The following is a 25,378-nucleotide window of genomic DNA, read 5'->3' on the forward strand; positions in this document are numbered from 1 at the left end:
AGCGTATTAAATTGTGAGGGGTGGGGTAGACGAAGTCGCCCCACCCTTTTAGTTTGCACCGCACAAAAAGCAGGCCGCAAAGGCCTTTTTCGACGGGATCGGTGTAATGAGCAAGATCGAAACGATCGGCATCATCGGCGCGGGCCAGATGGGCGGCGGCATCGCCCATGTCTCCGCACTTTCGGGCTACAAGGTGCTGATCTACGATATATCGCCCGACCGTATCGAGAAGGGCATCGCCACTGTCAGCGGCAACATGGCCCGCCAGGTGGGGTCCGGCAAGCTCGACGAGAAGCTCCGCAACCAGGCGATGGCGCGCATCGCGGCGGCGCCATCCATGGCCGATCTCGCCGGTGCCGACCTGGTCATCGAGGCAGCGACCGAGGACGAGACGGTCAAGCGCAAGATCTACGCCCAGCTTTGTCCGCAGCTCAATCCCGAGGCCATACTGGCGACCAATACCTCGTCGATCTCGATCACGCGGCTAGCCGCGCAGACCGACCGCCCCGAGCGCTTCATCGGCATCCATTTCATGAACCCGGTTCCCCTGATGAAGCTGGTCGAACTGGTGCGCGGCATCGCCACCGAGGACCAGACCTTCGAGGCGGCAAAGACCTATGTGAAGCAGCTCGACAAGACGATCACGGTCTCGGAGGATTTTCCGGCCTTCATCGTCAACCGCATCCTTTTGCCGATGATCAACGAGGCGATCTACACGCTCTATGAGGGCGTCGGCACGGTCGATGCGATCGACACCGCCATGCGGCTCGGCGCCAACCATCCGATGGGGCCGCTGCAGCTGGCCGATTTCATCGGCCTGGACACCTGCCTGTCAATCATGCAGGTGCTGCATGACGGCCTGTCGGATTCGAAGTACCGCCCCTGCCCGTTGCTGGTCAAATATGTCGAGGCCGGCTGGCTCGGCCGCAAGACCGGCCGCGGCTTCTACGATTATCGCGGCGAGCATCCGGTTCCGACACGCTGACCCGCCAGACTGATCACGGCCTGGCCGCACGGGTTTACGACGCGGCGGCCAGGGGCTTGGGCGTCTCGATTTCGACCCTGTCGTCCTTCGCATCGGTCTCCGGCGCCATGGACACGCATCCGCGACCGGCAGCCTTGGCCACGTAGCAGGCGGCGTCTGCCCTGGCGATGATCTCGTCGACCGCGCCGCAATCTGCGTTGATAGGAGCCAGTCCGATGCTGGCGCCGATCGAATGAGGACGGCCTTCCCAGGTGAAGTCGAGGCCCTGTATCGCATCGATGATGGATCGCGCCGCGATTCTGGCCCCGGCAGCCGAGCCCGACTTCAGAATGACCGCGAATTCGTCGCCGCCCAGACGCGCGACCATGTCCTGCGGACCAAGCACGCCACGCACGGCCTCGGCAACGCGCTTGAGCAATGCGTCTCCCGCCGCGTGGCCGCCTGTGTCGTTGACCAGTTTGAAATGATCGAGGTCGATGAACATGAACTGATGTCCGATCCCCTCCTTGCGGGCCTGATCGACCAGTTCTTCCATCGCGCGGATGAAACTCGCGCGGTTGGCAAGGCCGGTCAGCGCATCATGCGCGGCGGCGTGGGCAAGCTGGCGCTGCAGCGCCCGCGCGTCGGTGAAGTCCTGAAAGACGATGACCAGTCCGCAGAATTCGTTGCGTTCGTTCATGATCGGCGACACGACCTGCCGGATGCTGCAGCGCGTCTCGTCGCGCCGGATGAGGACGGCGCGGCTGTTCTGGTCATCGGCTCCCTGGCCGCCGATCGCAGGCCGCGCCACGCCGATCCTGTGGCCGGTCTCCTCGTCGACCGCCCAATAGACATGGCCGAGCGTCTTGCCGAGGGCATCATTGCAGGAGACACCGGTCAGCTTTTCGGCGACAGGATTCATGAAGGTGACGCGGTTGGCGGCATCGGTGCAGATGACGGCATCGCCGATCGACTGGAGCGTCACTTTGAGGCGCTCCTTTTCGTCCGCCAGCATGGCCGCCGACACGGCGAGGCGCTCCTCCGCCTGCTTGCGCCGGGTGATGTCGGTCAGGCTGCCTATCGCCCTGATCAGCCGCCCCTCTTCGTCGCGCTCGATCGCCTTGCCGCGGTCGAGGAACCAGAGCCAGCGGCCATCCTTGTGGCGCATCCTGAATTCGGCCTCGAAGAACGGCGTGCGGCCTTCGAGATGGGCGCGGTCCGCCTCGGCCACTGCTTCGCGGTCGTCGGGATGTATCATCGCCAGCCAGTGATCGGGGTCACCGTCGAGTTCCCCGTCGGCGTAACCCAGCATCTTGACCCAGGTCGAGGAATAGTTAGTGCCGCCCCTGCGCTTGTCGAAGTCCCAGACGCCTTGGCCGGCGCCGGCCAATGCAAAGTTCCAGCGCGTTTCGGCCTCGGCGATCCGCGCCTCGGCCTGCTTGCGCGCATCGATGTCCTCTATCTGCGAGACGAGATACAGCGGCCGGCCGCTATTCCCGTCGCGAATGACGGAGCCGGCCAGCCGGGTCCAGACGGGCGTGCCGTCCTTCTTGAGATAGCGCTTCTCGAAATGAAAGGAATCGATCTTGCCGGCCTTCAGGTCTTCCATCGTCTCCCGCCCGATCTCCAGATCGTCGGCATGCGTAAGCTGGAAGAAGGTCAGCGCCTCGATCTCGTCGCGGCGGTAGTCGAGCATGGCAGCGAAAGCCGGGTTGGCCTCGAGAATGCGCCCGTCGAGGCCAACGATGGCGACGCCGATGGAGGAATCCTCCATGGCACGGCGGAAGCGCTGCTCGCTCTCGGCGATCTGACGACGGTCCTTGCGGATGACGCGCGCGAACATGCCGGCCAGGAGAAGTGCGCCGCCTGCCACACCGACCGACGCCTGCACACATAATTCGAGCGTCTCGGCGCCGGGATCCAGCCGCGACAGCAGGATCGATGCCGTCATCGCCGCTGTCCCGCCCACGAGCAAAGCCAACCCCGCATGTCTGTGCGGCGCCGGCCCGATGATCCTTCGCATTGCCACGATTTGTACCACCCCGTGGGCAATCGCATTTCCCGTGAAAATCCTGACGGATCGATTTTAAGGAAAGGTTGCGTCGGGTATCGGCGATACCGCCGGCCGGCAAACATTTGCCGGCATGATTAAGGATCGGTATGCGCGGGATGCAGCAGCGGGCGTCGCGCTACCAGCGCACGAAAAACCGGCCGCCGAGCGCGCCGAGCAGCGCCAGCGCGGCGATCGCGATCGTATACCAGGTGGCGACGAAAAGCGGCGAATCATCAAAGCAATGCGCGGCATAGAAGGTTGCCGCCAGCCCGCCGGCGAGCAGGCCCGCGGCCGTGCCGGCCAGCACCGGCCGTGTCGGCGCGCCATAGCGCAGCATCCACAGGAAGATGGCAAGCGGGCCGATGCCGATCAGCGGGATGAGCCCCATGCAGACCATCATGTTGGAACCGACGAGACGCCTGCCCCAGTCGGCCTCGGGCACGGCGTAAAGCTCCAGCACCACGGCCACTGCCACGAGCACGGGCGCAGCCGCCATCCAGGCCGCCGCCTTGCCTGTCGATGCTCCCGGTGTCGACAATGCCCTGACGAAGGCGAAGGCGCTGGCGGCGAGCACGATGGTGAACAGGAACTTCGAAAGAAAGCGCATCGTATGTGCGGCAGCCATGAAGTCGGGGCGCGGACCGATCGTCATCATGAAAACCGCGCCCGCGATCACGGCGGCCCCGCCGGCAGCCAACCACCAGGCCGAGCGCAGCGGCATCGCCTTGCTGCGAGCGTCGGCATCAAGCGCCTTGATGAGATCCTCGGTCCTCATGTCATTCCCGCCCAAACCGCCCCTGCCCGAACCGCTTGGCAATGGCTGCAAGTCCGCGATGCAAGGAAACCCGCACCGCTGTTTCGCTGATGCCGAACTTGGCTGCCGTGTCGCCGATCGAGCGCCCCTCCACCGACACGGACGACACCACGGAGCGCTGTGCCGGCGGCAGGCCGTCGAGCGCCCGGTTGATGTCGCGTTCGCTGACGGTTTCCGTTTCCGGCTCGGCGAAGGTTTCGGCGATATCGTCGACATCGATCTCGATGCGCCGTCCGCGCCGCCGGAACGCGTCGATCAACTTGAAGCGCGCGATGGCATAGATCCAGGGCAGCACAGGTGCGTCCTGGCGCCAGGTGTGCCGTTTCACATGAATGGCCAGCAAGGTTTCCTGCACGACATCCTCGGGATCGACCCCGCCTTTGACGATCTTGCGCCTGGCAAAACCGCGAACCAGAGCGGCCGTCCGGTGCAGAAAGTCGGCATAGGCCCTTTCATCTCCCGCGATCGCGGCTCGCATCAGCCGGGAAAGCTCGGCCTCGTCCTTGCCGCTCACAAGAGTTCACTCCCCGATCTTCGCGCCTCGGCGCTGATTTGTTACGTGGCCGGCGAAATAATGTCCAAGGCAAACTACCGGCAAGTCACGAAAGATTGCGGGCGAACGCGAACTTGGGCTCGTCGACGGCGACTGTGTCCTGGACCGTCGGTCGCGCGCGGCCATCACGCGGAATTGTCCGCCTGGCATGGGTCTATGCCGCCAGCGGCCGATTGAAGCAGGCCAAAAATGTTGACTACACCTGTCATGTATCGATAGGTGCTGCGTGCCAGTTCAACGAGATCGAGGACGACGCCCATGAAATACGCTCTTTCCACCCTTGCCGGCGCCGCGGCGGTGGCGGTCAGCCTGATCGCTGGCCAGGCGATGGCTGAGGACACAGGCATCATCGTCTACAATGCCCAGCACGAGAGCCTCGCCAAGGAATGGGCCGACGGCTTCACCAAGGAAACCGGCATCAAGGTCACGCTGCGCAATGGCGGCGACAGCGATTTCTCCAACCAGATCGTCGCGGAGGGCGCCGCCTCGCCCGCCGACGTGTTCCTGACCGAGAATTCGCCGGCCATGGTGCTTGTCGAGAATGCCGGCCTGTTCGCGCCGGTCGACGCCGACACGCTGGCGCAGGTTCCGCAGGATTATCAGGCAGCGAGCGGCAAATGGGTCGGCGTTGCCGCCCGCAGCACCGTCTTTGCCTACAATACCACCAAGCTCAAGGCAGACCAGTTGCCCAAGTCGCTGCTCGACCTTGCCGATCCGAGCTGGAAAGGCCGCTGGGCCGCCTCGCCGTCGGGCGCCGATTTCCAGGCTATCGTCAGCGCGCTGCTGCAGCTCAAGGGCGAAGCCGCGACGGCGGACTGGCTGAAGGCGATGAAGCAGAATTTCACCGCCTATAAGGGCAACAGCACCGTGATGAAGGCGGTCAACGCCGGCGAGATCGAAGGCGGCGTGATCTATCACTACTACTACTTCGGCGATCAGGCCAAGACCGGCGAGAACAGCAAGAACGTAGCGCTGCATTATTTCAAGAACCAGGATCCGGGCGCCTTCGTCTCGACCTCCGGCGGTGGCGTGCTGGCTTCGAGCAAGCATCCCAAGGAAGCCCAGGCTTTCCTGAAGTGGGTGACCGGCAAGGGCGGCCAGGACGTGCTGAAGAACGGAACGTCCTTCGAATACGCGGTCGGCAAGGGCGCAGAGTCCAATCCGAAGCTGGTGCCGCTGGCCGACCTGCAGGCGCCGAAGATCGATGCCGCGACGCTGAACTCCAAGAAGGCCACCGACCTGATGACGACGGCCGGCTTGCTTTAGTTGCCGTTCGTCCTAATAAGGACACCGGCCGTGCTCCCGCGGGAATTCCGCGGGAGCGTTTTGTTTTTTCGAGATGGCATTCGTCGATGACGACACGCTGTATTCCCGACCATGATCGTGGTCTTTCGATTGCCGCCGCCGGGCGGCAAGGGCGCGAAGTCTGAGCCGATGCAGTTCGCGGCCGACATTGCAACTCCGGGCCTGCCGCCGAGGACGCGCCGCAGGGCGCGCCGGCGCGCTGCGTCATGGATCGTTGCCGCCGCTATCTTCGTTTCGCTGCTGGCCCTGCTGCCGCTTGCCTTCATCGTCTGGGTCGCCGTGCAGACCGGTTGGGAAACCGTCTCGGCGCTGGTTTTCCGGCCGCGTGTCGGCGAGCTTCTGGCCAACACCGTCCTGCTTGTCGCGCTCGCCGTGCCGATCGCCATCATCCTGTCGGTGGCGCTGGCCTGGCTGACCGAACGCAGCGACCTGCCCGGCGCCCGGCTGTGGGCCTGGCTATGCGTGGCGCCGCTCGCCATTCCCGCCTTCGTGCACAGCTATGCCTGGATCACCATGGTGCCCGGGCTGCATGGCTTGTGGGCCGGCGTGCTTGTCTCTGTCATAGCGTATTTCCCGTTCCTTTATCTGCCGGTATCGGCGGCCCTGCGCCGGCTCGATCCGGCGCTCGAAGACGCCGCGGCCGCACTCGGCCTTGGTCCCTGGCGTGTGTTCTGGCGCGTCGTGCTGCCGCAGCTCAGGCTTGCCATCTGTGGCGGCGCATTGCTGGTCGGCCTGCACCTGTTGGCCGAATACGGCCTTTACGTCTTCATCCGCTTCGACACCTTCACCACGGCGATCGTCGACCAGTTCCAGTCGACCTTCAACGGGCCGGCCGCGAATATGCTGGCCGGCGTGCTGGTGAGCTGCTGCTTCGTGCTGCTCGGGCTGGAGGTGCTGGTGCGCGGGGAAGAGCGCTATGCCCGCGTCGGTTCGGGCGCCGCGCGCCACCAGCAGCGCGCGCCGCTCGGCCGGGCGACCGTGCCTTGTCTGCTGCTGCTTGCCGCCACCACGCTTCTGGCGCTCGGCGTACCGTTCGTCACCATCGGACGCTGGCTTGCCGCCGGCGGCGCCGAGGTCTGGCGGCTCGACGAGATCGGCCTGGCGCTCGGCCAGACGTTGTTCCTGGCGCTCGCCGGCGCGCTGCTCGCCACCGTCGCCGCCATGCCGATGGCCTGGATCTCGATCCGCGCGCCGGGGCCTCTGCAGCGCTTGCTGGAGGGCTGCAACTACATCGTCGGATCGCTGCCCGGGGTCGTGATCGCACTGGCGCTGGTCACCATCACCGTGCGCATCGCCCTGCCGCTCTATCAGACCCTGTTCACCATCCTGGTTGCCTATGCCTTGATGTTCCTGCCCCGCGCCCTGATCAGCCTGCGGGCGTCGATCGCGCAGGCGCCGGTCGAGCTCGAGCGCGCCGCGTCCAGCCTCGGGCGGTCGCCGCTCCATGCATTGTGGTCGACGACGATCCGCCTGTCGGCGCCGGGTGCCGCCGCCGGCATGGCGCTGGTGGCGCTCGGCATCATGAACGAACTGACCGCGACCCAGATGCTGGCGCCGAACGGCACCCGCACACTGGCGATGGCGTTCTGGTCCTACAGCGGCGAGATCGACTACGCTTCGGCAGCACCTTACGCCTTCATCATGGTGGCGATGTCGCTGCCCCTGACCTGGCTGCTCTATGTCCAGTCAAAACGGATGGCAGGACGATGAGCTTTCTCGAACTCAGGGGCTTGCACAAGCATTACGGCCCGGTCGCGGCGCTTGCCGGCATCGATCTCGACGTCGCCAGCGGCAGCCGCACGGCCATCGTCGGGCCGTCCGGCTGCGGCAAGACCACCTTGCTGCGGCTGATCGCCGGTTTCGAGGCGCCCGACCAGGGCAGCATCGTGCTTGACGGAAAGATGCTGGCCGACAGCGGCGGCGCCGTTCCGGCGCACCGCCGCGGTATCGGCCTGGTTGCACAGGACGGCGCCCTGTTTCCGCACCTGACGATTGGCGACAATATCGGTTTCGGGATGGACCGCCGGCTGGACAAGCGATCCGTGCGCATCGTCGAGCTCGCCTATATAGTGGGGCTGGACAAGGCGATCCTGAAGCGCCGCCCGCACGAACTCTCCGGCGGTCAGCAGCAACGCGTGGCGCTCGCCCGCGCCATGGCGATGAAGCCGCGGCTGATGCTGCTCGACGAACCGTTCTCGGCGCTCGACACCGGCCTGCGCGCCTCCATGCGCAAAGCCGTGGCGGAACTGCTCGAAGCCGCCGGCATCACCACCATCCTGGTGACGCACGATCAGGCCGAGGCGCTGTCCTTCGCCAGCCAGGTCGCTGTGATGCGCGAGGGCCAATTCTCGCAGGTCGGCACGCCGCGCGAACTTTATCTCAAGCCGAAGGACAGGATGATTGCCGAGTTCCTTGGCGACGCCATCATCCTGCCGGCGAAGATAGCGGGTGGTTTCGCCACGTCGCCGCTTGGCCGCATCGCCGTGGATACATCGGACAGCCGCGATGTCGCCCGCATCATGTTGCGGCCGGAGCAGATCGGACTGAAGCGGACATCGCGCGAGGGCATGTCCGGCACGCCGGACATGCTGTTTGGCGAGGTAACGGAATCCGAATTCGCCGGCTCGACCTGCACGGTCGCGGTGCGGTTGCTCAACAGCCCCGACCCGCCGGACGCCGCCGCCATCGGCAGTACGCCGCTGATCCTGCGCAAGTCCGGCATGGACGCGCCGGCGGTCGGTGAGATCGTCCGGCTCACCGTGTCGGGACAGGCGCATGTATTCGCCTGACCGGCCGACGGTTCGCGGCTCGCTAATCGGCATGCAAGATTGCGTCAGTCGACCCTCTTTGCAGCCTGATCGAACCAGTGAAGTTTCTCGGCCTTGGCCACGACGCGCAACTGGTCGCCGGGCTTGGCTGTTGCGCGCGCGGCCACACGCACGACGATGCGGTCGCCTCCTGCCGCACAGTGAAGAAAGCTGTCCGCTCCCACCGGCTCGACCGCCTCCACCATTGTCGGCAGCACGAGCGCGCCGGACGGTGCCTCGGCCGCGAAAGTGACATCGGCATCCTCGGGGCGGAAGCCAAGCGTGACGGCATTCGCAGGCGCAAAGTCGCTCGTCTTGCTGCCGGTCAGCGCCGGACCCGAAAGGGACAGAAGATTCATCGGCGGTGCGCCGATGAAAGAGGCGACGAACGTCGAGGCCGGCTTTTCGTAAATGTCGAGTGGCGCGCCCGCCTGCTCGACCAATCCGCCATTCATGACGACAAGGATGTCGGCCAACGTCATCGCTTCCAACTGGTCATGGGTGACGTAGACCGAGGTGACACCGAGCGAGCGCTGCAAGTTCTTGATTTCGACCCGCATCTGGCCGCGCAGCTTGGCATCGAGATTGGAGAGTGGCTCGTCGAACAGGAAGACTTTCGGATTGCGCACGATGGCGCGGCCCATGGCGACGCGCTGGCGTTGACCGCCTGAAAGCTCGCGCGGGCGCCGGTCAAGCAGCGCTGAAAGCTCCAGCACCTTGGCGGTCGAACGAACCCTGCTGTCGATCTCGTCCTTGGGCGTACCGCGATTGCGTAGCCCGTAAGCCATGTTGTCGTAGACTTTCATATGCGGATAGAGCGCATAGTTTTGGAACACCATGGCGATGTCGCGCTCGGTCGGGCCGATCGTGTTGACGATCTTGCCGTCGATAGCGACCGTGCCGGAAGAAATGGTCTCCAGCCCGGCGATCATCCTCAAAAGCGTGGACTTGCCGCAGCCGGACGGCCCGACCAGCACACAGAGTTCCTTGTCGGGAATGGCAATGGAGACGCCCTTCACGGCTTCGACGCCGCCGGCATATACTTTCTTCACGTCCCTCAGATCGACCGTCGCCATCGGCTTCTCACTTTTCGGTGTCGACCAGTCCGCGCACGAACCAGCGCTGCATCAGCACCACAACCAGGATTGGCGGCAAGATTGCCAGGATCGCCGTGACCATGACCAAATGCCATTGGGTGTCGGCATCGGCGAAGGAGACCATCTTCTTCAGTGCGATGACGATGGTGTTCATATCGTTGCTGTTGGTGACCAGCAGTGGCCACAGATACTGCGTCCAGCCGTAGATGAAAAGAATGACGAACAGCGCCGCGATATTGGTGCGCGACAATGGCAACAGGATATCGAAAAAGAACCGCCATGGACCGGCGCCGTCGACGCGCGCTGCCTCGACCAACTCGCCCGGGATGGTCATGAAGAACTGGCGGAACAACAACGTTGCGGTGGCCGAGGCGATCAGCGGGATGATCAGTCCGGCATAAGTGTCGATCATACCGAGGTCGACCATTACCTTGTAGGTCGGCAGGATGCGCACCTCGACGGGAAGCATCAGGGTGATGAAGATCAGCCAGAAGAAAGTCATGCGCAGCGGAAAACGGAAGAAGACGATCGCATAGGCCGACAGGATCGAGATGAATATCTTTCCGACCGCAACGCCGAGCGCCATGATCGTGGAGTTGAGGAGCAGCCTGCCGACGCCGAGCCCGCCGATGCGGCCGACGCCGCCCAACAGCGCCTCGCCGTAATTGTTCCAGAACTCGCTGCCCGGCCGGAAAGGCAGTGGCGGCCTAAGGATGGTTTGCAGCGTCTGCGTCGAGGCAACGAAAGTGTAGTAGATCGGAAAGGCCACGATCAGTATGCCGAGGATGAGCACGGCATGTGCAAGGAAAATGCGAAACGGGGATTGACCGATCATCGCGCTCCTCAGCCGTAATGAACCTTCCGTTCCACGTAGCGGAACTGGATGGCGGTGAGCGCGATGACGATGACCATCAGGATGACCGACTGCGCCGCCGAATCGCCGAGGATCAGATTGACGAAGCCGTCATTGTAGACCTTGTAGACCAGTGTCTCGGTGGCCTTGCCCGGCCCGCCGCCGGTGACGGCGTGGACGATGCCGAACGTGTCGAACAGCGCATAGACGGTATTGACGACCAAAAGGAAAAACGTCGTCGGCGCCAAAAGCGGGAAGACGATGGTCCAGAAGCGCTTGGTTTCGCCGGCGCCGTCGATCGCCGCCGCCTCGATCAGCGTTTTCGGCACCGCCTGCAGCCCGGCGACGAAGAACAGGAAATTATAGCTGATCTGCTTCCAGGCGGCCGCCGCCACCAGAAGGATCATGGCGTCGGTGCCGTTGAGCAGCGGATCCCAGGCGACGCCTAAACGTCTCAGCAGATAAGACAGCGAGCCGATCGATGGATTGAACAGGAACAGCCACAGCATGCCGGCGATCGCCGGCGCCACTGCGTAGGGCCAGATCATCAGCGTGCGGTAGAGGCCTTTGCCGCGCACCACCTTTTCCGCCATCACGGCAAGGAGCAGCGCCACGCCCATGGCAACGATCACGGTCGCGAGCGAAAACACCACTGTGACCTTGATCGAGTTGAGATAGGCCGGGTCGGCAAGCACCTTGCGGAAATTGGCAAACCAGACGAACCTGCTCCTCAGCCCGAACGGGTCCTGCCTCAGCATCGACTGGTAGAGCGCCTGCCCGGCCGGCCAATAAAAGAACACCAGCGTGATGGCCAGTTGCGGCGCCACCAGGAGGTATGGCAAGACTTTGTTGGGAAAGACGACGCGCGGGGTCAATGCGCCGCTCCGGCGTGGAAAGCCGAGCGGCACTCTACGGCGCTCGCCGCTGCCCTGCCGGGCATCTCCCCCTCTTGGAGGAAGATTGGCAGTTCCTGCGGCGGCTGCCATTCTCCAGCTTTGACAATCGCCGAAAACGGTCGCGACAGCCAGTCTCCCCCCTTCAGGGGGAGATGCCCGGCAGGGCAGAGGGGGCTTCGTAGAGCAAGGACTATAACTCGATAGGTTCGACGCGCCCTAATTCCCCAGCGCTTCCTTGATCGCCGCGTTGCCACGCGTGACCGCATTGTCGAGCGCCTGCTGGGCGCTTTCCTGGCCGGCAAGCATCTTTTCGAACTCCTCGTTCTGGATGTCGCGCACCTGCGGCAAGTTCGGCAACCGCACGCCCTTCGAATTGTCGGTCGGCGCCTTGCCCGTCATCTGCAGGATCGGCGTCTCGCGACCGGGATTCTTGTCGTAGAAGCCGGACTTTTTCGTCGCCTCATAGGCGGCGAGCGTCACCGGCAGGTATCCCGATTTCTGGTGCAGATATTCCTGCACATCGGTTTTGGACAGATAGGCGAAGAAAGCCGCGACGCCTTTGTACTCCTCGTCGGACTTGCCGCCGAAGACCCAAAGGCTGGCGCCGCCCGGCGTCGTGTTCTGCGGCGCGCCCTTGGCGTCGCTGTCATAGGGCAACTGGCCAATGCCGTAGTTCATGCCCGACTTGACGATGTCGCCTAGGCCGCCCGAGGATTCGGTGAAGATGCCGCATTCGCCGGCGAGGAATATCTGCTTGGCTTCGGAGGTGCGCCCGCCATATTTGAAGGTGCCGTCCTTGGCCAGATCGGCGAGCGCCTGGAAATGTTTGACGAAGATCGGCGAGTTGATCTTGAGTTCGACATCACCGCCGGCCAGGCCATTCTGCTGCGTGGCCCACGGCACATCGTTCCACGCCGCGAAGTTCTCCAGGTGTATCCAGGTCAGCCAGGTCGAGGTGTAGCCGCAAGCGGCGGCGCCGCTCGCCTTGATCTTTTTGGCATCCTCCCACACCTCGTTCCAGGTCTTGGGTGGGTTATTCACGTCGAGCCCCGCCTTCTGGAAGATGTCCTTGTTGTAGTAGAGGATCGGCGACGAGGAGTTGTAGGGGAAGGACAGCATGGTGCCGTCCGGCGTCGAATAATAACCGACGATGCCTGGCAGATACTGGCTCTTGTCAAAGTCCATCCCGGCGCCGGTCAGCACCTCGGCCACTGGCTTGATCGCGTCCCGGGCCGCCATCATGACGCCGGTGCCGACATCGAACACCTGGATGATGTCAGGCGACTGGCCGGCGCGATAGGCGGCGATGCCGGCATTCAGCGTTTCGGGATAGGTGCCCTTGAAGACCGGAACAATCTGGTAGTCGCCCTGGCTGGCGTTGAAATCCTTGGAAATCTTGTCGACGACCTCTGCGTTGGCTCCGGTCATGGCGTGCCACCAGCTGATCTGCGTGACGGCGAAGGCGGAGGTTGTGGAAAGCAGGGTCACGGCGACACCGGCCGCGAAGCCAAAGAACTTCATGTTTCGTCTCCCGTTATCATTGCTTGTCATTGGCGAAAGGGGCACTCCCGCAATGGCACTATGTGTCGTTCGCGCGCAGCGGACAACGGTTTTGTTGCGGGCGGGCGCACTTCATTTCCGGCTAAAGTAGCGTTCACTTCCGGATGGAAGTGACCCGGAAAGGATTGCATAGCGGCTTGCTTTTGAATTGATGAACCAGGGATCTGTCTCGAGACGGTCAGCGACCTCACCGACGGACGGTGTCTAACAGCACATGACAACACTGACATGACAACGCTGAAAAAGGCGTCGGTTTAAAGCTCGGTCGATGCGTGGAAAATTCCCGTCCCGCGCTCAGCCCGACGGGTTGAGCGCGGCCTCGACAAGCCGCTTGGCGTCCGGCCCCGACCACTCGGCCGGGCCGTTCATATGGGCGATCAGGCAGCCTTCGCCGTCGATCAGCATGGCGACGGGCAGGCCGAGCGCCAGGCCGCGCGTCTTGAGCTCGTTGAACAGCGCCATCGTCGAATCCCTGTAATAGCCGAGCGCCTCGACGCCGGTGTCCTTGAGGAACTTCTTCGGCTTCACGTCGTCGCCGGCATCGACGTTGACGGCGACGACCTGGAACGCATCGCTGCCTTTCTCCTTCTGCAAGGCGTCCAGCGCCGGCATTTCGGCGCGGCATGGCGCGCACCATGTCGCCCACAGATTGAGCAGCACCGTCTTGCCGGCATGGTCGGCGATGGTCATCGGCTTGCCGTCCGGGCCGTTGAAGGCGAGGCTCTTCATCGATTGCGGCGGATCGGCTGGCAAGAGCGCCGCGACCTCGCCGGTGGCGGCTGCGGCGATCTTCTTGGCGCGTTCGCTCTTGGCGGCGCAGGCGACATCGTCCTTGCTGTCTCCGACGGCGACTTGCGACGCGGCGTTGTTGCCAGACCGGCTCTCGCTGACATATACCGCGACCGCGCCGGCCAGCGCTCCCGCCACCAGGGCGGCGAGGATCAGGCGCGGGGCCGGGAAAAATCTGTTTCCGTCTGCCATGTTCTCAAAACTGCTCCGAGCACGGGTTTTATAGCCATGAGCGACAAGAAGACCAGCAACCAGATGTGGGGCGGACGATTTGCCTCGGGTCCGGCCGCGATCATGGAAGCAATCAACGCATCGATCTCGTTCGACCGCAAACTCTATGCGCAGGACATCAGAGGTTCGATCGCCCATAGCGCGATGCTGGCGCAAACGGGCATTATTTCGGTGGCCGATCAAGCAAAAATCGCTCACGGCCTGAACACGATCCTGAAAGAGATCGAGGCGGGCACGTTTGAATTCTCGACAAGGCTGGAAGACATCCACATGAACGTCGAGGCCCGCCTCGCCGAGCTGATCGGTCCGGCCGCCGGCCGGCTGCACACGGCCCGCTCTCGCAACGACCAGGTTGCAGTGGACCTCCGGCTCTGGGTCAAGGACGAGTGCTTTCGCGTCGCCGAGGCCTTGAAGGGTCTCATCAGTGCGTTGCTGGAGCGGGCCGAGCAGCACGCCGCGACGGTGATGCCGGGCTTCACCCATATGCAGGCGGCGCAGCCGGTGACATTCGGCCACCACTGCATGGCCTATGTCGAGATGTTTTCGCGCGACCTGTCGCGGGTGCGCGACGCCATCGAACGCATGGACGAGAGCCCGCTCGGTGCAGCAGCCCTTGCCGGCACCAGCTTTCCGATCGACCGCCACCAGACCGCCAGTGCGCTCGGCTTCCGCGAGCCCATGCGCAATTCGCTGGACAGCGTCTCGGACCGCGATTTCGCGCTGGAATTCCTGGGACTGGCGGCCATATGCGCCACGCATCTGTCGCGGCTGGCGGAAGAAATCATCATCTGGTCAACGCCGCAATTCGGCTTCATCAGGCTGTCGGACAGCTTCTCCACCGGCTCCTCGATCATGCCGCAGAAGAAGAACCCCGACGCCGCCGAACTGGTGCGCGGCAAGACCGGGCGCGTCACCGGCCATCTGGTCGGCCTGCTGACGGTGATGAAGGGCATGCCTTTGACCTATGGCAAGGACATGCAGGAAGACAAGGAATCGGTGTTCGATGCCGCCGAGACGCTCGACCTGATGCTGGCGGCGATGACCGGCATGGTCTCCGATATGACGGTGAACGCGGCGGCGATGAAGAAGGCTGCCGGCTCCGGCCACGCAACCGCGACCGACCTTGCCGACTGGCTGGTGCGCACGCTCGGCCTGCCGTTCCGGGAAGCGCATCATGTCACGGGACGGGCGGTGGCGCTGGCCGAAGAGAAGAAGCTGAGCCTGGAGAAGCTTGCGCTGGAAGACTTGCAGTCGATCCACCCCGGCATCACGAAGGACATTTTTTCGGTGCTGGCCGTGCAGAACTCTGTGAAGAGCCGCACCTCCTTCGGCGGCACCGCACCGTCGGAAGTCAGGAAGCAGATCCGCTACTGGAAAAAGCGGTTGGCCAAGGCGTGATGCCGGACATTGCGGCCAGCCATATCCCGGATATTGCAACCGCCAATATCCACGATATTGCAACGGCAATATCCAGGGTGCAATGCGCCGAGAACTCGGCTAAAAGCAGCGGCGGAAAAAAGTTTCGGACGGATGGATCGATGACCGGAAGCAGGATTTTGGTGACACTGACGCTGCTTGCGGCGGTTGCCGCCGTTACGGCTTGCGGCAGAAGGTCCGGTCTCGACACGCCTTACGAGGCGGCCGTGCAGGCGCGCAAGGACGCCGAGAAGGCACACCAACCCGTGCCGCCGGAACCGGAAAAACCGGTCGCGGACAAGAAGTTCATTCTCGACCCGCTGCTCTAGAGCCGGTCAGAGCGGTTTAGAGTGCTAAACCCGCTCCTACCCTGCTCCAACTTTTCGGAACCACTCTCGTGAACCATTTCGACTACCGCGACGGCGTGCTTCATGCCGAGGACGTGGCGATATCGGACATCGCCGCAACCGTCGGCACGCCATTCTACTGCTATTCGACGGCCACACTGACCAGGCACTACCACGTCTTCGTCCAGGCATTTGCCGGGCTCGATGCACTGGTCTGCTACGCCATGAAGGCGAATTCCAATCAGGCGGTGCTCAAAACCCTGGCCAGGCTCGGCGCCGGAGCCGACGTGGTGTCGGAAGGCGAGTTGCGGCGCGCGCTGGCAGCCGGCATCCCGGCCAGCAAGATCCTGTTCTCCGGCGTCGGCAAGACCGCGCGTGAGATGGACTTTGCGCTGGCAGCCGGCATCCTGTGCTTCAACGTCGAATCCGAGCCCGAACTCGAACTGCTCTCGTCGCGCGCCGTTGCCCTGGGCAAGGTGGCGCCGGTCTCGCTGCGCATCAATCCGGATGTCGACGCCAGGACGCACAAGAAGATCTCGACAGGCAAAGCCGAGAACAAGTTCGGCATCCCATGGCAGAAGGCGCGTCAGGTCTATGCGCGCGCGGCTGAATTGCCGGGCATCAAGGTCACCGGCATCGACACCCATATCGGCAGCCAGATCACCGAGCTGCAACCCTTCGACGATGCCTTCGCGCTTTTGGTGGAACTGGTCGGCGCGCTGCGCGCCGACGGCCATGCCATCGAGCATGTCGATCTCGGCGGCGGTCTCGGCATTCCCTACCGCGTCGACAACAACCCGCCACCGCTCCCCGACGCCTACGCGCAGATCGTCCGCAAGCACGTCACCAAGCTTGGCTTGAAGGTGATGTTCGAGCCGGGCCGGCTGATCGTTGGCAATGCCGGTATCCTCGTCTCGCAAGTGATCTTCGCCAAAGAAGGCGATGCCAAGAATTTCCTCGTCGTCGACGCCGCCATGAACGACCTGATCCGGCCGACGCTCTACGACGCTTTCCACGACATAAGACCGGTGGTGCTGCCGCCCGCCGACGCGCCGCGCATGACGGTCGATATCGTCGGCCCGGTCTGCGAGACCGGCGACTATCTCGGCCTCGACCGCGACCTGCCAAGGCTCAAGTCCGGCGACCTGGTCGCCATCGCCACCGCCGGCGCCTATGGCGCGGTACAGGCGGGCACCTACAACACCCGCCTACTGGTGCCGGAAGTGCTGGTCGACGGCGATCGTTTCCACGTCGTGCGCCCGCGCCAGACCTATGACGAACTGATCGGGCTGGATTCGATCCCCGACTGGCTTGCATAGAAGCCGCCGAAGGCGGTCCTAGCTATAGCCGGTTCTGGATGAGCGCTCTTGTCTCAGCGATCCTGTCCTCGTCGCGGCGATAGAATGTCCATTGCTTGATGCGCTTGGCCCGTAACAGCCCTGCCTGGGTGAGCACACGCATGTGCTCGCTGAGCGTCGCCTGGGTAATGCCGAGCTTTTCGGCGATCAGTAGCGCACAGACGCCGTCCTCGACCAGATCGCCATCCGCCTGGGCCGGGAAATGCGCGCGCGGATCCTTCAGCCAGTCGAGGATCCGCAGCCTTCGTTCGTTGGCGATCGCCTTGAACACATCAACCTCTTGCATTTAGCCATTTTGCCAAGTTACTAATTGCTGTCAATCCCAAGGAGATGGCCATGACCAACGGCAACACCATAACGCGCGAACGCATCGCGATGATGGAACCGCGCATCCGTCGCTATGTGCGCCACACGCCGGTGCTGCGCGTCGACATGGCCGACTTCGACCGGCCGCCGCTGGCGGTCGATCTCAAACTCGAATGCCTGCAGCATTCCGGTTCGTTCAAGGCGCGCGGCGCGTTCACCAATCTTCTCGAGCGGCAGGTCCCCGGGGCCGGTGTCGTCGCCGCCTCGGGCGGCAATCATGGAGCGGCGGTGGCGTATGCCGCCATGCGTCTCGGCCACAGGGCGACCATCTTCGTTCCGGAGGTGAGCCCGCCGGCCAAGCTGGAGCGCATTCGCAGCTACGGCGCCGAGCTGGTCGTCGGCGGCGCCCGCTATGCCGAGGCGCTGGCCGCCAGCGAACGTTTCGCCGAGCAAACCGGCGCCTTGCAGATCCACGCTTTCAACCAGGAGGAAACGCTTATCGGGCAAGGCACGCTCGGGCTGGAAATCGAGAACGACCTGCCTCAGATCGACACTTTGCTGGTCGCCGTCGGCGGCGGCGGCCTGATCGGCGGCATCGCCGCCTGGTTCGCCGGCCGTATCCGCATCGTCGCCGTCGAACCGGAGGGCGCGCCGACACTCTATCGCGCCCTCGAGGCCGGCCATCCGGTCGATGCGCCGGCCGAGGGCATCGCCGCCGATTCCCTGGCGCCCAAACGCGTCGGCGAGATGATGTTCCCGATCGCCGAGGCCTTCGTGGAACGCTCCATCCTGGTCAGCGACGACGAGATCGTCGTCGCCCAGAAGGCGCTGTGGGACCGGGTGCGGATCATCTCGGAACCCGGTGGCGCCGCGGCTTTCGGCGCCATCCTGTCCGGCCGCTATGCGCCGGCACCCGGCGAACGGGTCGCCGTCCTGGTCTGCGGCGCGAACGCAAATCCGGCGAAATTCTGATCGCCGCGCCTTTCTCTCCTTCACGTTTTCAGGAACTGCCTCGCCTTCGCCGCGTTTGCTGGGTATTCTTCGAGTCGTGAGGTTCGGGCCATCCCGCCCGCTCCCGTGGAAGGGCCGATGACGGAACGACCGATCTTCAGCAGCGATCGCGGTCTTGCCGGGCGCCTGGCGCTCAGCCGGCTGGCGACGCGGGTCTCGATGATGGTCGAACGGGGCTGGCCGCTCCTGCTGCCGCTTCTCGTCGTCGCCAGCCTGTTTCTCAGCATTTCCTGGCTAGGGCTTTTCCCGCGCCTGCCCGATGCGGCGCGCATCGGGTTGGTCGCCGCCTTCGGCGTCGCGACACTGGCCGCGCTCTATCCGCTACGCTTTTTCCACATGCCGGGCGGCGCCGAGATCGACCGCCGCATCGAGGCGGCCAATCACTTGCTGCACCACCCCGTCCAGACCCAGACGGACCGGCCGAGCGGCCGCGAAAGCAGCTTCTCGCAGGCGCTGTGGCGCGAGCACCAGAAGCGCATGGCCGACAGGCTCGACAGCCTCGGCGCCGACGTGCCGCGCACGCGCGTGCCGGAACGCGATCCCTGGGGATTGCGTGCCGTGGCAGCGCTTCTGCTCGTCACCGCCTTCGCTTTTTCCTTCGGACCGACTGGTGGCCGGATAGCCGACGCGTTCAGCGCCCAGGACGCGCATGACGCCGTGCCGCCGCGGATCGATGCATGGGTGACGCCGCCCGCTTATACCGGCAAGCCGCCGATCTTCCTTACGGCAGACGCCAACCAGGCGGCGCCGGCTTTCCACGTTCCCGAAGGCAGTGATGTTTCGCTGCGCGTCACCGGCGGCTCGGGCGAGGAGACGCTTGCCTATGCCGACAAGGATGGCAATGCCCGCGCCATCGATCCCGCCGACCCGCAGGCGGCCGCGGCCAAGCCGGCGGCAAGCCCGGCAGCGCAATCCAAAGTGCGCCAGTTCATCGGCAAGCTGACGAGCGATGGCACGCTGACGCTGAAGTCGGGCGAGGACCAACTCGGCCGTTGGGCCTTCTCGGTGATCCCGGACAAGCCGCCGCAGATCCGTTTCGTCGGCGAGCCGAAGCGCGCTGTCAACGGCGCTTTCGAGCTCAATTACCAGATCGACGACGATTATGGCGCCGCCAACGCCAAGGCCGTGTTCGCGCTCGCCGATCCGCAGGCTCCCGATGCGCGTCCGCTCTACGGTCCGCCTGACATGCCGCTGACGCTGCCGCGCCGCGGCGGCAAGGCGAATGCCGCCAGGACCTCGAAGGACCTGACCGAACACGTCTGGGCTGGCGCCGAGATCAAGCTGACGCTGGTCGCCACCGACGATGCCGGGCATACGGCGAGCAGCGAAACCAAGACGTTGGTGATGCCGGAGCGGCCGTTCTCCAATCCGCTGGCGCGTGCCGTTATCGAGCAGCGCCGCCTGCTGGCGCTCGACGCCAACGCCAAGCCGCGCGTGCTCGACCTGATGGATGCGATCACGCTGCGGCCCGAGGACACGTTCGACAACATGTCCCACTACCTCGCAATCATGAGCGCGCGCAGCCGGTTGAAGATGGCCGACAGCGACGACCAGTTGCGCAACGAGGTCTCCTATCTCTGGGAAATCGCACTCGGCATCGAGGAGGGCAATCTCTCGGCTGCCGAGAAGCGGCTGCGCCAGGCGCAGCAGGCTTTGCAGGACGCTATCAAGAACGGCGCCAGCGACGCGGAGATCGAAAAGGCGATGAAGGAACTGCGCGAGGCGATGAACCAGTTCCTGCAGGAATTCGCCGAGCGCGCCAAGCAGAATCCCAACGCCCCGCAGATGCAGCAGAACGGCCAGGAACTGCGCCAGAGCGACATCGATCGCATGATGGACCAGATCGAGAACCTGGCGAAGTCCGGCGATCGCGACAAGGCGCAGCAATTGCTGTCGCAGCTGCAGGACATGATGAACAACCTCCAGGCAGGCCGCCAGCAGCAGGGTGGCCAGCAGGACAGCCAGATGCGCCAGCAGATGGACAAGCTCGGCGACATCCTGCGGCGCCAGCAGGAGATGATGAACGACACCTTCCGCATGGACCAGATGCAGCGCGGCGAGCGCCAGCGCGGCCAGAACCGCGATGAACAGCTCGGCGAAGGCGGCGAAGATCAGAACAGGCCGGGCGCAGGCGAGAACCGCGATCCGCTCGCCGGGCAAAAGCCGATGACGCCGCAGGAATTCGCCGATGCGCTGAAGCAGTTGCAGGAAGGCCAGGGCCAGCTGAAGAACGACCTCGAACAGTTGAAGAAGGGGCTCGAGGGGATGGGCATGGAGCCCAATGAAGGATTTGGCGAGGCCGGCAAATCCATGGGCAATGCCGAGCAGGCCCTGGGTGATGGTGAAGGTGATCAGGCCGTTGGCCACCAGGGCCGCGCGTTGGAGGCGCTGCGCAAGGGCGCCAAGGACATGATGAAGCAGATGCAGGCCATGCAGGGCGACGAAGGCGGCAGCCAGGAAGGCGGTCGCCAGCAGAACGCCGATCGCGATCCGCTCGGCCGGCCGCGTGCCAGCCAGGGTCCCGATTTCGGCGATTCGGTGAAGGTGCCGGACGAGATCGACGTGCAGCGCGCCCGCCAGATCCTGGAAGCGATCCGCAAGCGGCTCGGCAATGCGCTCAGCCCCGATATCGAGCGCAGCTATCTGGAACGGCTGCTGGAACTGAAATAGGAATCGCCGCCGCGGCATCCGCTGGGAGCGGCTGCAACATCGTGCCCAAACTCGGCACGGTGACGCCCATCCTGCGCATCTTCGACATTGCCAAGGCCCACAAGTTTTACGTCGGCTTCCTCGGCTTCCAGGTGCTGTGGGAGCACCGCTTCGACGACAACGCGCCGCTTTACATGGCGGTCGGCCGTGACGGCTGCATCCTGCATCTGAGCGAACACCATGGCGACGGCGCGCCCGGCATCGCCATGCGCATCAAGGTCGAGGACATCGCCGCCCTGCATCGCGAACTGATCGGCAAAGCATACCGTTTCGCCAGGCCGGGCCTGGAAGAGACGCCGTGGAAGACCCGCGAGGTGTCGGTTGCCGATCCGTTCGGCAACCGGCTGCATTTCTACGAGGATGCGGCCGGCTGAGTCTGCCTGTTGACGAACGCCTCGCGGATCGCCTCTTGCATGCCGTCGATCGCCTCGCCCGACGCATTCGGGTTGCGATGCATCACCACATTCGAGGAATCGATGTCGCCGAAACCGTCGGCGGACGTCAACTCGCGGCAGCCGTCCGGAATGTTGCTGCGCGAAATCGGTGCGATCGCCAGTCCCGAGGTGACGGCAAGCTTCAGGCCGCCGGTCGTGTCGCTGGTGTAGGCGACACGATAGCCGAGCCCGCGCTGCTCGAGCGATTTGATGGCGAAATCCTTGCACCAGCCGGCCCGGTTATAGAGCGCGATCGGCACCGGACGCTCCTCATGCATGTTATGCAGGATCGATGTCACCCACACCGTCGGATCGTTCATCAGCACTTCGCCGCCTGAAGGATCCTGCCATTCGAACACCACGCAAAGATCGAGTTCGCCGGCGGCAAGCGCCGCTATCTGCGCCCCCGAATGGGCATAGCGCACGGTGACCTCGACCTTGGTGTGACGCTTCGAGAATGCGCCGAGCGCGCGCGACAGGATGGCATGGCCATATTCCTCCGGAATGCCGATCCGCACCGGCCCGCCGAGCGGCGCCGCCGCCATCGACGCTGCCGTCTCGTCGAGCAAAGAGACGATGCGGCGGGCATTGACGATCAGCTCGCCGCCGCGCCGCGTCAGCGCCACGCCGCGCGACCCGCGCTCGAACAGGCTATCGCCGATGACGCTTTCGAGCTTCTTCATCTGCATCGAAACGGCTGACTGGGTGCGACCGGCCTGCTCGGCCGCCTTGGTGAAATTGCCCGCTTCGACAATGGCCACGAAGGTGCGCAGGAGATCGCTGTCGAGGGTGGGCCGCATCTCGTCCGCCATAAGGAATTTTGATTGCTGGTATCATTCCAATTCGTTTGCAACATGTCAAACACGGGATGATAGTTGCTTCATCCATTGGATATGTGGCTGAGGATTCGGCCACGGACCAATCAAGAGTCCTCACTCATGCCCGCTGCCCGAAACGGTGGCGGGTTCTTTTTAGCTTGCTGCAAGCTTGCTTGCGTCCTGGTACGGGAGCTTGGGATCCTTATGCGCAATCGGATGGTGCTCGGCATGCTGAGCCTGTGCCTGGGCGTGTTGGTCTTCTCGTTGCAGGACCCGCTGGTCAAGGCGGTGTCGGGCGGCTACCCCGTGACCGAGGTGATGGCCATCCGCGCGGTCGTCGCCCTGCCGATCCTGATCGTGCTCGTCCATGCCGATGTCGGGCTGCGTGCGATCCTGTCGCGGCGGTTCGGCGTGCTGACCATGCGCGCTTTCATTCAGTTCACCTCCTACACCATGTACTACCTCGCCATCGCCGCCTTGCCCCTGGCCGATGCCGTGGCGCTCTATTTCATGGCCCCGCTCTGCATCATGGTGCTGGCCGGGCCCTATCTTGGCGAACGGGTCTCCTGGCAGACGCTGGCGACCGTGTTGATCGGGCTGCTTGGCGTCGTCGTGATGCTGCGCCCGGGTGCGGGACTGTTCGACTGGGCGGCGCTGCTGTCGCTGGGCTCCGCGGTGCTCTACGGCTTCTCGCAACTGATGGCGCGTAAGATCGGCGACACCGAATCCTCGACCGTGATGGCTTTCTACCAGAACGGTGCCTATCTCGCCGGCGCCGCACTGGTCGCAAGCCTGTTCTGGCTTGCCGGCATCAATCATGCCGCCCATCCCAGCCTGGAATTCCTGGTGCGGCCCTGGCTGTGGCCGACGCTGCCGGATTTCCTCAAGATGGCCGCCTGCGGCTTCGTCGCCTCCGCCGGCATGATCTTGCTGTCGCAGGCCTACCGGATGGCGCCGGCCAACCGCGTCGCCACCTTCGAATACACAGGCATCCTGTGGTCGCCGCTGTGGGGTTTTCTGTTCTTCGCCGAAGTGCCGCGGTCGACGACCGTGATCGGCGCTGCCCTTATCATCGGCGCCGGCCTGCTTGCGCTCAACACCGGACGGCGCAAGCTCCCGGTACTCGTCGCTGCCGATCCCGCCTGATCAGGCGAAAACGCTCAGCGCCCGTTCGACGCGTGAACGGATTTCGGCCAGCGTGAACGGCTTCTGCACGACGTCGAGGATGATGCCGTTCAACTCCTCGGCGCGCTCGCGCTGATCGGCATAGCCGGTCATCAGCAGGATCTTCATCGACGGGAAAAATGCCGAAGCTGCAATCGCCATCTCGATGCCGTCCATCTCGGGCATGCGGATGTCGGAGACGACGAGATCATAGGCGCCCTTCGCGGCGCGTATCAGCGCCAGTCCTTGCGCGCCGTCGGCGGCGATGTCGATTGCGTGTCCGGCGCGTTCGAGCGCCCGGGCTGCGAGGGTGCGGACGGACTCATCGTCCTCAACGATCAGAAGCTTTGCCATGGCCGGCATGTTTGGCGAGCAAACGTTGACTTTTTCTGAAGGGCCCGGCGCTCTGGCATGGGTTATTTTCTTGAAGCCGTTAAGGCCTTTTTCAGTATTTGCCGCTGCCTCACGCATCGCCTTTGACGACGCCGACGAACGGCAGTTCGCGAAAGGCGTGCGCGACATCCATGCCGTAGCCGACGACGAAATAGTCGGGGCAGTCGAATCCGACATAATCGGCATTGAGGGTGGTCTGGCGGCGCATGCGCTTGTCGAGCAGCACCGCGATGGCGCAGCTTCTGGCGCCGCGTGACAGCATCAGGTCGCGGGTGAAGCTCAGCGTCTTGCCCGATTCCAGAATGTCGTCGATCAGGAGCACGTCGCGGCCGGCGACCTCGTTGTCGATGTCGCGCAGCACCCTCACCTTGCCGCTTGTGGTGCCAGCGCCGTAGCTGGAGATGAAGATGAACTCGACCTCCGGCGACAGGCCGACATCATGCATGGCGCGGATAAGGTCTGCGGCGAAGATGAACGAGCCCTTCAGCACCGAGATCACCAGAAGATCGTGATAGTCGTGCCCGGCGATCTCCTTGGCGAGTTCGAGATTGCGTCGGGCGATGGCCGACGCCGAAAACAGGACCTCGATGTCCTTGCCGCGCACAACTGGCATTCTTCATCCCTTCAAGATTTTCAAAGGCCTTCGCGCACCGGAAGCGCTGACATCAGCCGTTTGCGGGCCGGCCTCACCTGTCGCACATGCTATTCCGCGAAGGTGACCGACACCGTCCTTACGCCGTTTCTAGGGACGTCGAGCCGGCTGGCAAAGCCGAATCTTTCACTTGGCGCCAATGAGCGGCTGGATGTCCCCAAAGTATAGCGCGTTGTGCGCCCATCATTGCCGGTGACGCGGATCTCGAGCGGCGGCAGCGTCGCCGGACTTGCACCGTCATTGGCGGCCTCGCCGTCGACGAACAGCACGGGGTTCGCCCCGGACGCGTCCACGCGTGACGTCACCCCTGAAATGCTCAACGCCGAGCCCGGTCCGCCCGCGAGGGGCGCCGCCTGGCGCACCAGTGCGTGCCCGCCGGAAACCCAGAAGGCGGCAAAGGCGGCGCCGACACCGGCGATCCAGAAGATCGGACCGCCGCGCGGCGCCGGCGGCCGCACTGGCGGCGGCTCGGGCTTGCGCAGCATGTCCATGCCTTCGAGGGATGGCATGGACATCACGCGCCGCGGTGAAATGGCTTCGGCACGGGGCGCGGCCCGCGGCACCACCACATAGTCGGCATCGACGATATCCGCCGCGCCAGCGCGCAGGATACGCTCCGGCGCGGCATTTGCCGGCGGATCGGTCATGATTTCGCCGGAAACCGGGCGCGCGGTTCGATCCTCAGCCATCATGGCCCCAGCATTGCAGCACGTTCGCTTTTCGTTTCTTTTGCGTAAAGGCAAATGGTTAACGCTTCCCCACCGGAGCCCTTGTGACGAGCCGAAACAGCCCACCAATTAACCGCCGGTTAACCATGCCGGCCGATGGTCTTTTCCCAGAACAGGCCG

25 protein-coding genes are annotated in these 25,378 nt (G+C 64.1%); 11 read left to right on the top strand and 14 right to left on the bottom strand.

The features are described from left to right. Positions 1-106 precede the first annotated feature (106 nt). Positions 107-985, top strand: coding sequence for a 3-hydroxybutyryl-CoA dehydrogenase (locus ACIU1A_RS24395; protein WP_140500869.1), 879 nt, complete (start codon positions 107-109; stop codon positions 983-985). Between the two features lie 34 nt (positions 986-1,019). Here ACIU1A_RS24395 and ACIU1A_RS24400 read toward each other — a convergent pair whose 3' ends face one another. The 4 genes from ACIU1A_RS24400 to ACIU1A_RS24415 form a co-directional block, all read right to left on the bottom strand. Further along, a complete protein-coding gene (locus ACIU1A_RS24400; RefSeq protein ID WP_404925463.1) occupies positions 1,020-2,915 on the bottom strand; it encodes a PAS domain S-box protein in 1,896 nt (631 codons plus the stop codon). A gap of 238 nt (positions 2,916-3,153) precedes the next feature. After that, positions 3,154-3,792: an NrsF family protein gene (locus ACIU1A_RS24405; protein ID WP_404925464.1), complete on the bottom strand. Its 639-nt coding sequence runs from the start codon at positions 3,790-3,792 to the stop codon at positions 3,154-3,156. A 1-nt stretch (position 3,793) separates the two neighbouring features. Then, positions 3,794-4,345: a sigma-70 family RNA polymerase sigma factor gene (locus tag ACIU1A_RS24410; protein ID WP_404925465.1), complete on the bottom strand. Its 552-nt coding sequence runs from the start codon at positions 4,343-4,345 to the stop codon at positions 3,794-3,796. Between the two features lie 164 nt (positions 4,346-4,509). Beyond that, entirely contained in the window at positions 4,510-4,644 is a 135-nt protein-coding gene (locus ACIU1A_RS24415) for a hypothetical protein (protein ID WP_263490082.1), read from the bottom strand. Here ACIU1A_RS24415 and ACIU1A_RS24420 point away from each other — a divergent pair. The 3 genes from ACIU1A_RS24420 to ACIU1A_RS24430 all read left to right on the top strand — a co-directional run bounded on the left by ACIU1A_RS24420 (position 4,643) and on the right by ACIU1A_RS24430 (position 8,478). Then, complete coding sequence (locus ACIU1A_RS24420; RefSeq protein WP_404925466.1) at positions 4,643-5,650, top strand: iron ABC transporter substrate-binding protein; 1,008 nt, start codon at positions 4,643-4,645, stop codon at positions 5,648-5,650. The two genes, ACIU1A_RS24415 and ACIU1A_RS24420, sit on opposite strands and share 2 nt — an antisense overlap. A 168-nt stretch (positions 5,651-5,818) precedes the next feature. Further along, positions 5,819-7,399: an ABC transporter permease gene (locus tag ACIU1A_RS24425; protein WP_404925467.1), complete on the top strand. Its 1,581-nt coding sequence runs from the start codon at positions 5,819-5,821 to the stop codon at positions 7,397-7,399. Continuing rightward, positions 7,396-8,478, top strand: a complete 1,083-nt coding sequence (locus ACIU1A_RS24430) for an ABC transporter ATP-binding protein (protein ID WP_404925468.1) — start codon at positions 7,396-7,398, stop codon at positions 8,476-8,478. Before ACIU1A_RS24425 ends, ACIU1A_RS24430 begins: the two co-directional genes overlap by 4 nt. A 44-nt stretch (positions 8,479-8,522) precedes the next feature. Here ACIU1A_RS24430 and ACIU1A_RS24435 read toward each other — a convergent pair whose 3' ends face one another. From ACIU1A_RS24435 to tlpA, 5 genes are all read right to left on the bottom strand, one after another. After that, entirely contained in the window at positions 8,523-9,572 is a 1,050-nt protein-coding gene (locus ACIU1A_RS24435) for a sn-glycerol-3-phosphate import ATP-binding protein UgpC (RefSeq protein ID WP_140500808.1), read from the bottom strand. A gap of 7 nt (positions 9,573-9,579) precedes the next feature. Continuing rightward, on the bottom strand, positions 9,580-10,428 hold the full coding sequence (ugpE, locus tag ACIU1A_RS24440; protein WP_404925469.1) for a sn-glycerol-3-phosphate ABC transporter permease UgpE: 849 nt from the start codon (positions 10,426-10,428) through the stop codon (positions 9,580-9,582). 8 nt (positions 10,429-10,436) lie between these two features. Further along, on the bottom strand, positions 10,437-11,321 hold the full coding sequence (gene ugpA, locus ACIU1A_RS24445; RefSeq protein WP_140513871.1) for a sn-glycerol-3-phosphate ABC transporter permease UgpA: 885 nt from the start codon (positions 11,319-11,321) through the stop codon (positions 10,437-10,439). A 237-nt stretch (positions 11,322-11,558) separates the two neighbouring features. Next, positions 11,559-12,863, bottom strand: coding sequence for a sn-glycerol-3-phosphate ABC transporter substrate-binding protein UgpB (ugpB, locus tag ACIU1A_RS24450; RefSeq protein ID WP_404925470.1), 1,305 nt, complete (start codon positions 12,861-12,863; stop codon positions 11,559-11,561). A gap of 333 nt (positions 12,864-13,196) precedes the next feature. Beyond that, positions 13,197-13,883, bottom strand: a complete 687-nt coding sequence (tlpA, locus tag ACIU1A_RS24455; protein WP_404925471.1) for a thiol:disulfide interchange protein TlpA — start codon at positions 13,881-13,883, stop codon at positions 13,197-13,199. Positions 13,884-13,919: 36 nt separating this feature from the next. Between tlpA and argH the strand changes: the two genes are divergently transcribed. The 3 genes from argH (at position 13,920) to lysA (ending at position 17,004) form a co-directional block, all read left to right on the top strand. Beyond that, on the top strand, positions 13,920-15,320 hold the full coding sequence (argH, locus tag ACIU1A_RS24460; protein WP_404925472.1) for an argininosuccinate lyase: 1,401 nt from the start codon (positions 13,920-13,922) through the stop codon (positions 15,318-15,320). Between the two features lie 140 nt (positions 15,321-15,460). Continuing rightward, positions 15,461-15,667, top strand: a complete 207-nt coding sequence (locus ACIU1A_RS24465) for a lipoprotein (protein ID WP_140500798.1) — start codon at positions 15,461-15,463, stop codon at positions 15,665-15,667. A gap of 68 nt (positions 15,668-15,735) precedes the next feature. Then, positions 15,736-17,004: a diaminopimelate decarboxylase gene (lysA, locus tag ACIU1A_RS24470; protein WP_140513876.1), complete on the top strand. Its 1,269-nt coding sequence runs from the start codon at positions 15,736-15,738 to the stop codon at positions 17,002-17,004. Positions 17,005-17,026: 22 nt separating this feature from the next. Here lysA and ACIU1A_RS24475 read toward each other — a convergent pair whose 3' ends face one another. After that, a complete protein-coding gene (locus ACIU1A_RS24475; RefSeq protein ID WP_140513877.1) occupies positions 17,027-17,329 on the bottom strand; it encodes a helix-turn-helix transcriptional regulator in 303 nt (100 codons plus the stop codon). Between the two features lie 50 nt (positions 17,330-17,379). On the opposite strand from ACIU1A_RS24475, the gene ACIU1A_RS24480 reads away from it, so the two are divergent. The 3 genes from ACIU1A_RS24480 to ACIU1A_RS24490 all read left to right on the top strand — a co-directional run bounded on the left by ACIU1A_RS24480 (position 17,380) and on the right by ACIU1A_RS24490 (position 21,443). Further along, positions 17,380-18,321 carry a threonine/serine dehydratase gene (locus ACIU1A_RS24480; RefSeq protein ID WP_404925473.1) on the top strand — a complete coding sequence of 314 codons (942 nt, stop codon included), beginning with the start codon at positions 17,380-17,382 and terminating at the stop codon, positions 18,319-18,321. A gap of 117 nt (positions 18,322-18,438) precedes the next feature. After that, positions 18,439-21,030 carry a TIGR02302 family protein gene (locus ACIU1A_RS24485; RefSeq protein ID WP_404925474.1) on the top strand — a complete coding sequence of 864 codons (2,592 nt, stop codon included), beginning with the start codon at positions 18,439-18,441 and terminating at the stop codon, positions 21,028-21,030. A gap of 41 nt (positions 21,031-21,071) precedes the next feature. Further along, entirely contained in the window at positions 21,072-21,443 is a 372-nt protein-coding gene (locus ACIU1A_RS24490; RefSeq protein WP_404925475.1) for a glyoxalase superfamily protein, read from the top strand. Here the strand turns inward: ACIU1A_RS24490 and ACIU1A_RS24495 are convergent. Further along, entirely contained in the window at positions 21,422-22,303 is an 882-nt protein-coding gene (locus tag ACIU1A_RS24495; protein WP_140558119.1) for a LysR family transcriptional regulator, read from the bottom strand. The two genes, ACIU1A_RS24490 and ACIU1A_RS24495, sit on opposite strands and share 22 nt — an antisense overlap. A gap of 222 nt (positions 22,304-22,525) precedes the next feature. Here ACIU1A_RS24495 and ACIU1A_RS24500 point away from each other — a divergent pair, with 222 nt between their 5' ends. Further along, positions 22,526-23,467 (top strand): DMT family transporter, encoded by a 942-nt coding sequence (locus ACIU1A_RS24500; RefSeq protein WP_181168586.1) that lies wholly within the window; start codon positions 22,526-22,528, stop codon positions 23,465-23,467. Here ACIU1A_RS24500 and ACIU1A_RS24505 read toward each other — a convergent pair whose 3' ends face one another. From ACIU1A_RS24505 to ACIU1A_RS24515, 3 genes are all read right to left on the bottom strand, one after another. Continuing rightward, entirely contained in the window at positions 23,468-23,839 is a 372-nt protein-coding gene (locus ACIU1A_RS24505) for a response regulator (RefSeq protein ID WP_404925476.1), read from the bottom strand. Positions 23,840-23,948: 109 nt separating this feature from the next. Further along, a complete protein-coding gene (gene hpt, locus ACIU1A_RS24510) occupies positions 23,949-24,491 on the bottom strand; it encodes a hypoxanthine phosphoribosyltransferase (RefSeq protein ID WP_404925477.1) in 543 nt (180 codons plus the stop codon). Positions 24,492-24,580: 89 nt separating this feature from the next. Further along, positions 24,581-25,222, bottom strand: a complete 642-nt coding sequence (locus tag ACIU1A_RS24515) for a hypothetical protein (protein WP_404925478.1) — start codon at positions 25,220-25,222, stop codon at positions 24,581-24,583. Positions 25,223-25,378 lie beyond the last annotated feature (156 nt).

The organism is Mesorhizobium maamorense (genome assembly GCF_044998965.1).
In the GTDB taxonomy this organism is placed as follows: Bacteria; Pseudomonadota; Alphaproteobacteria; order Rhizobiales; family Rhizobiaceae; genus Mesorhizobium.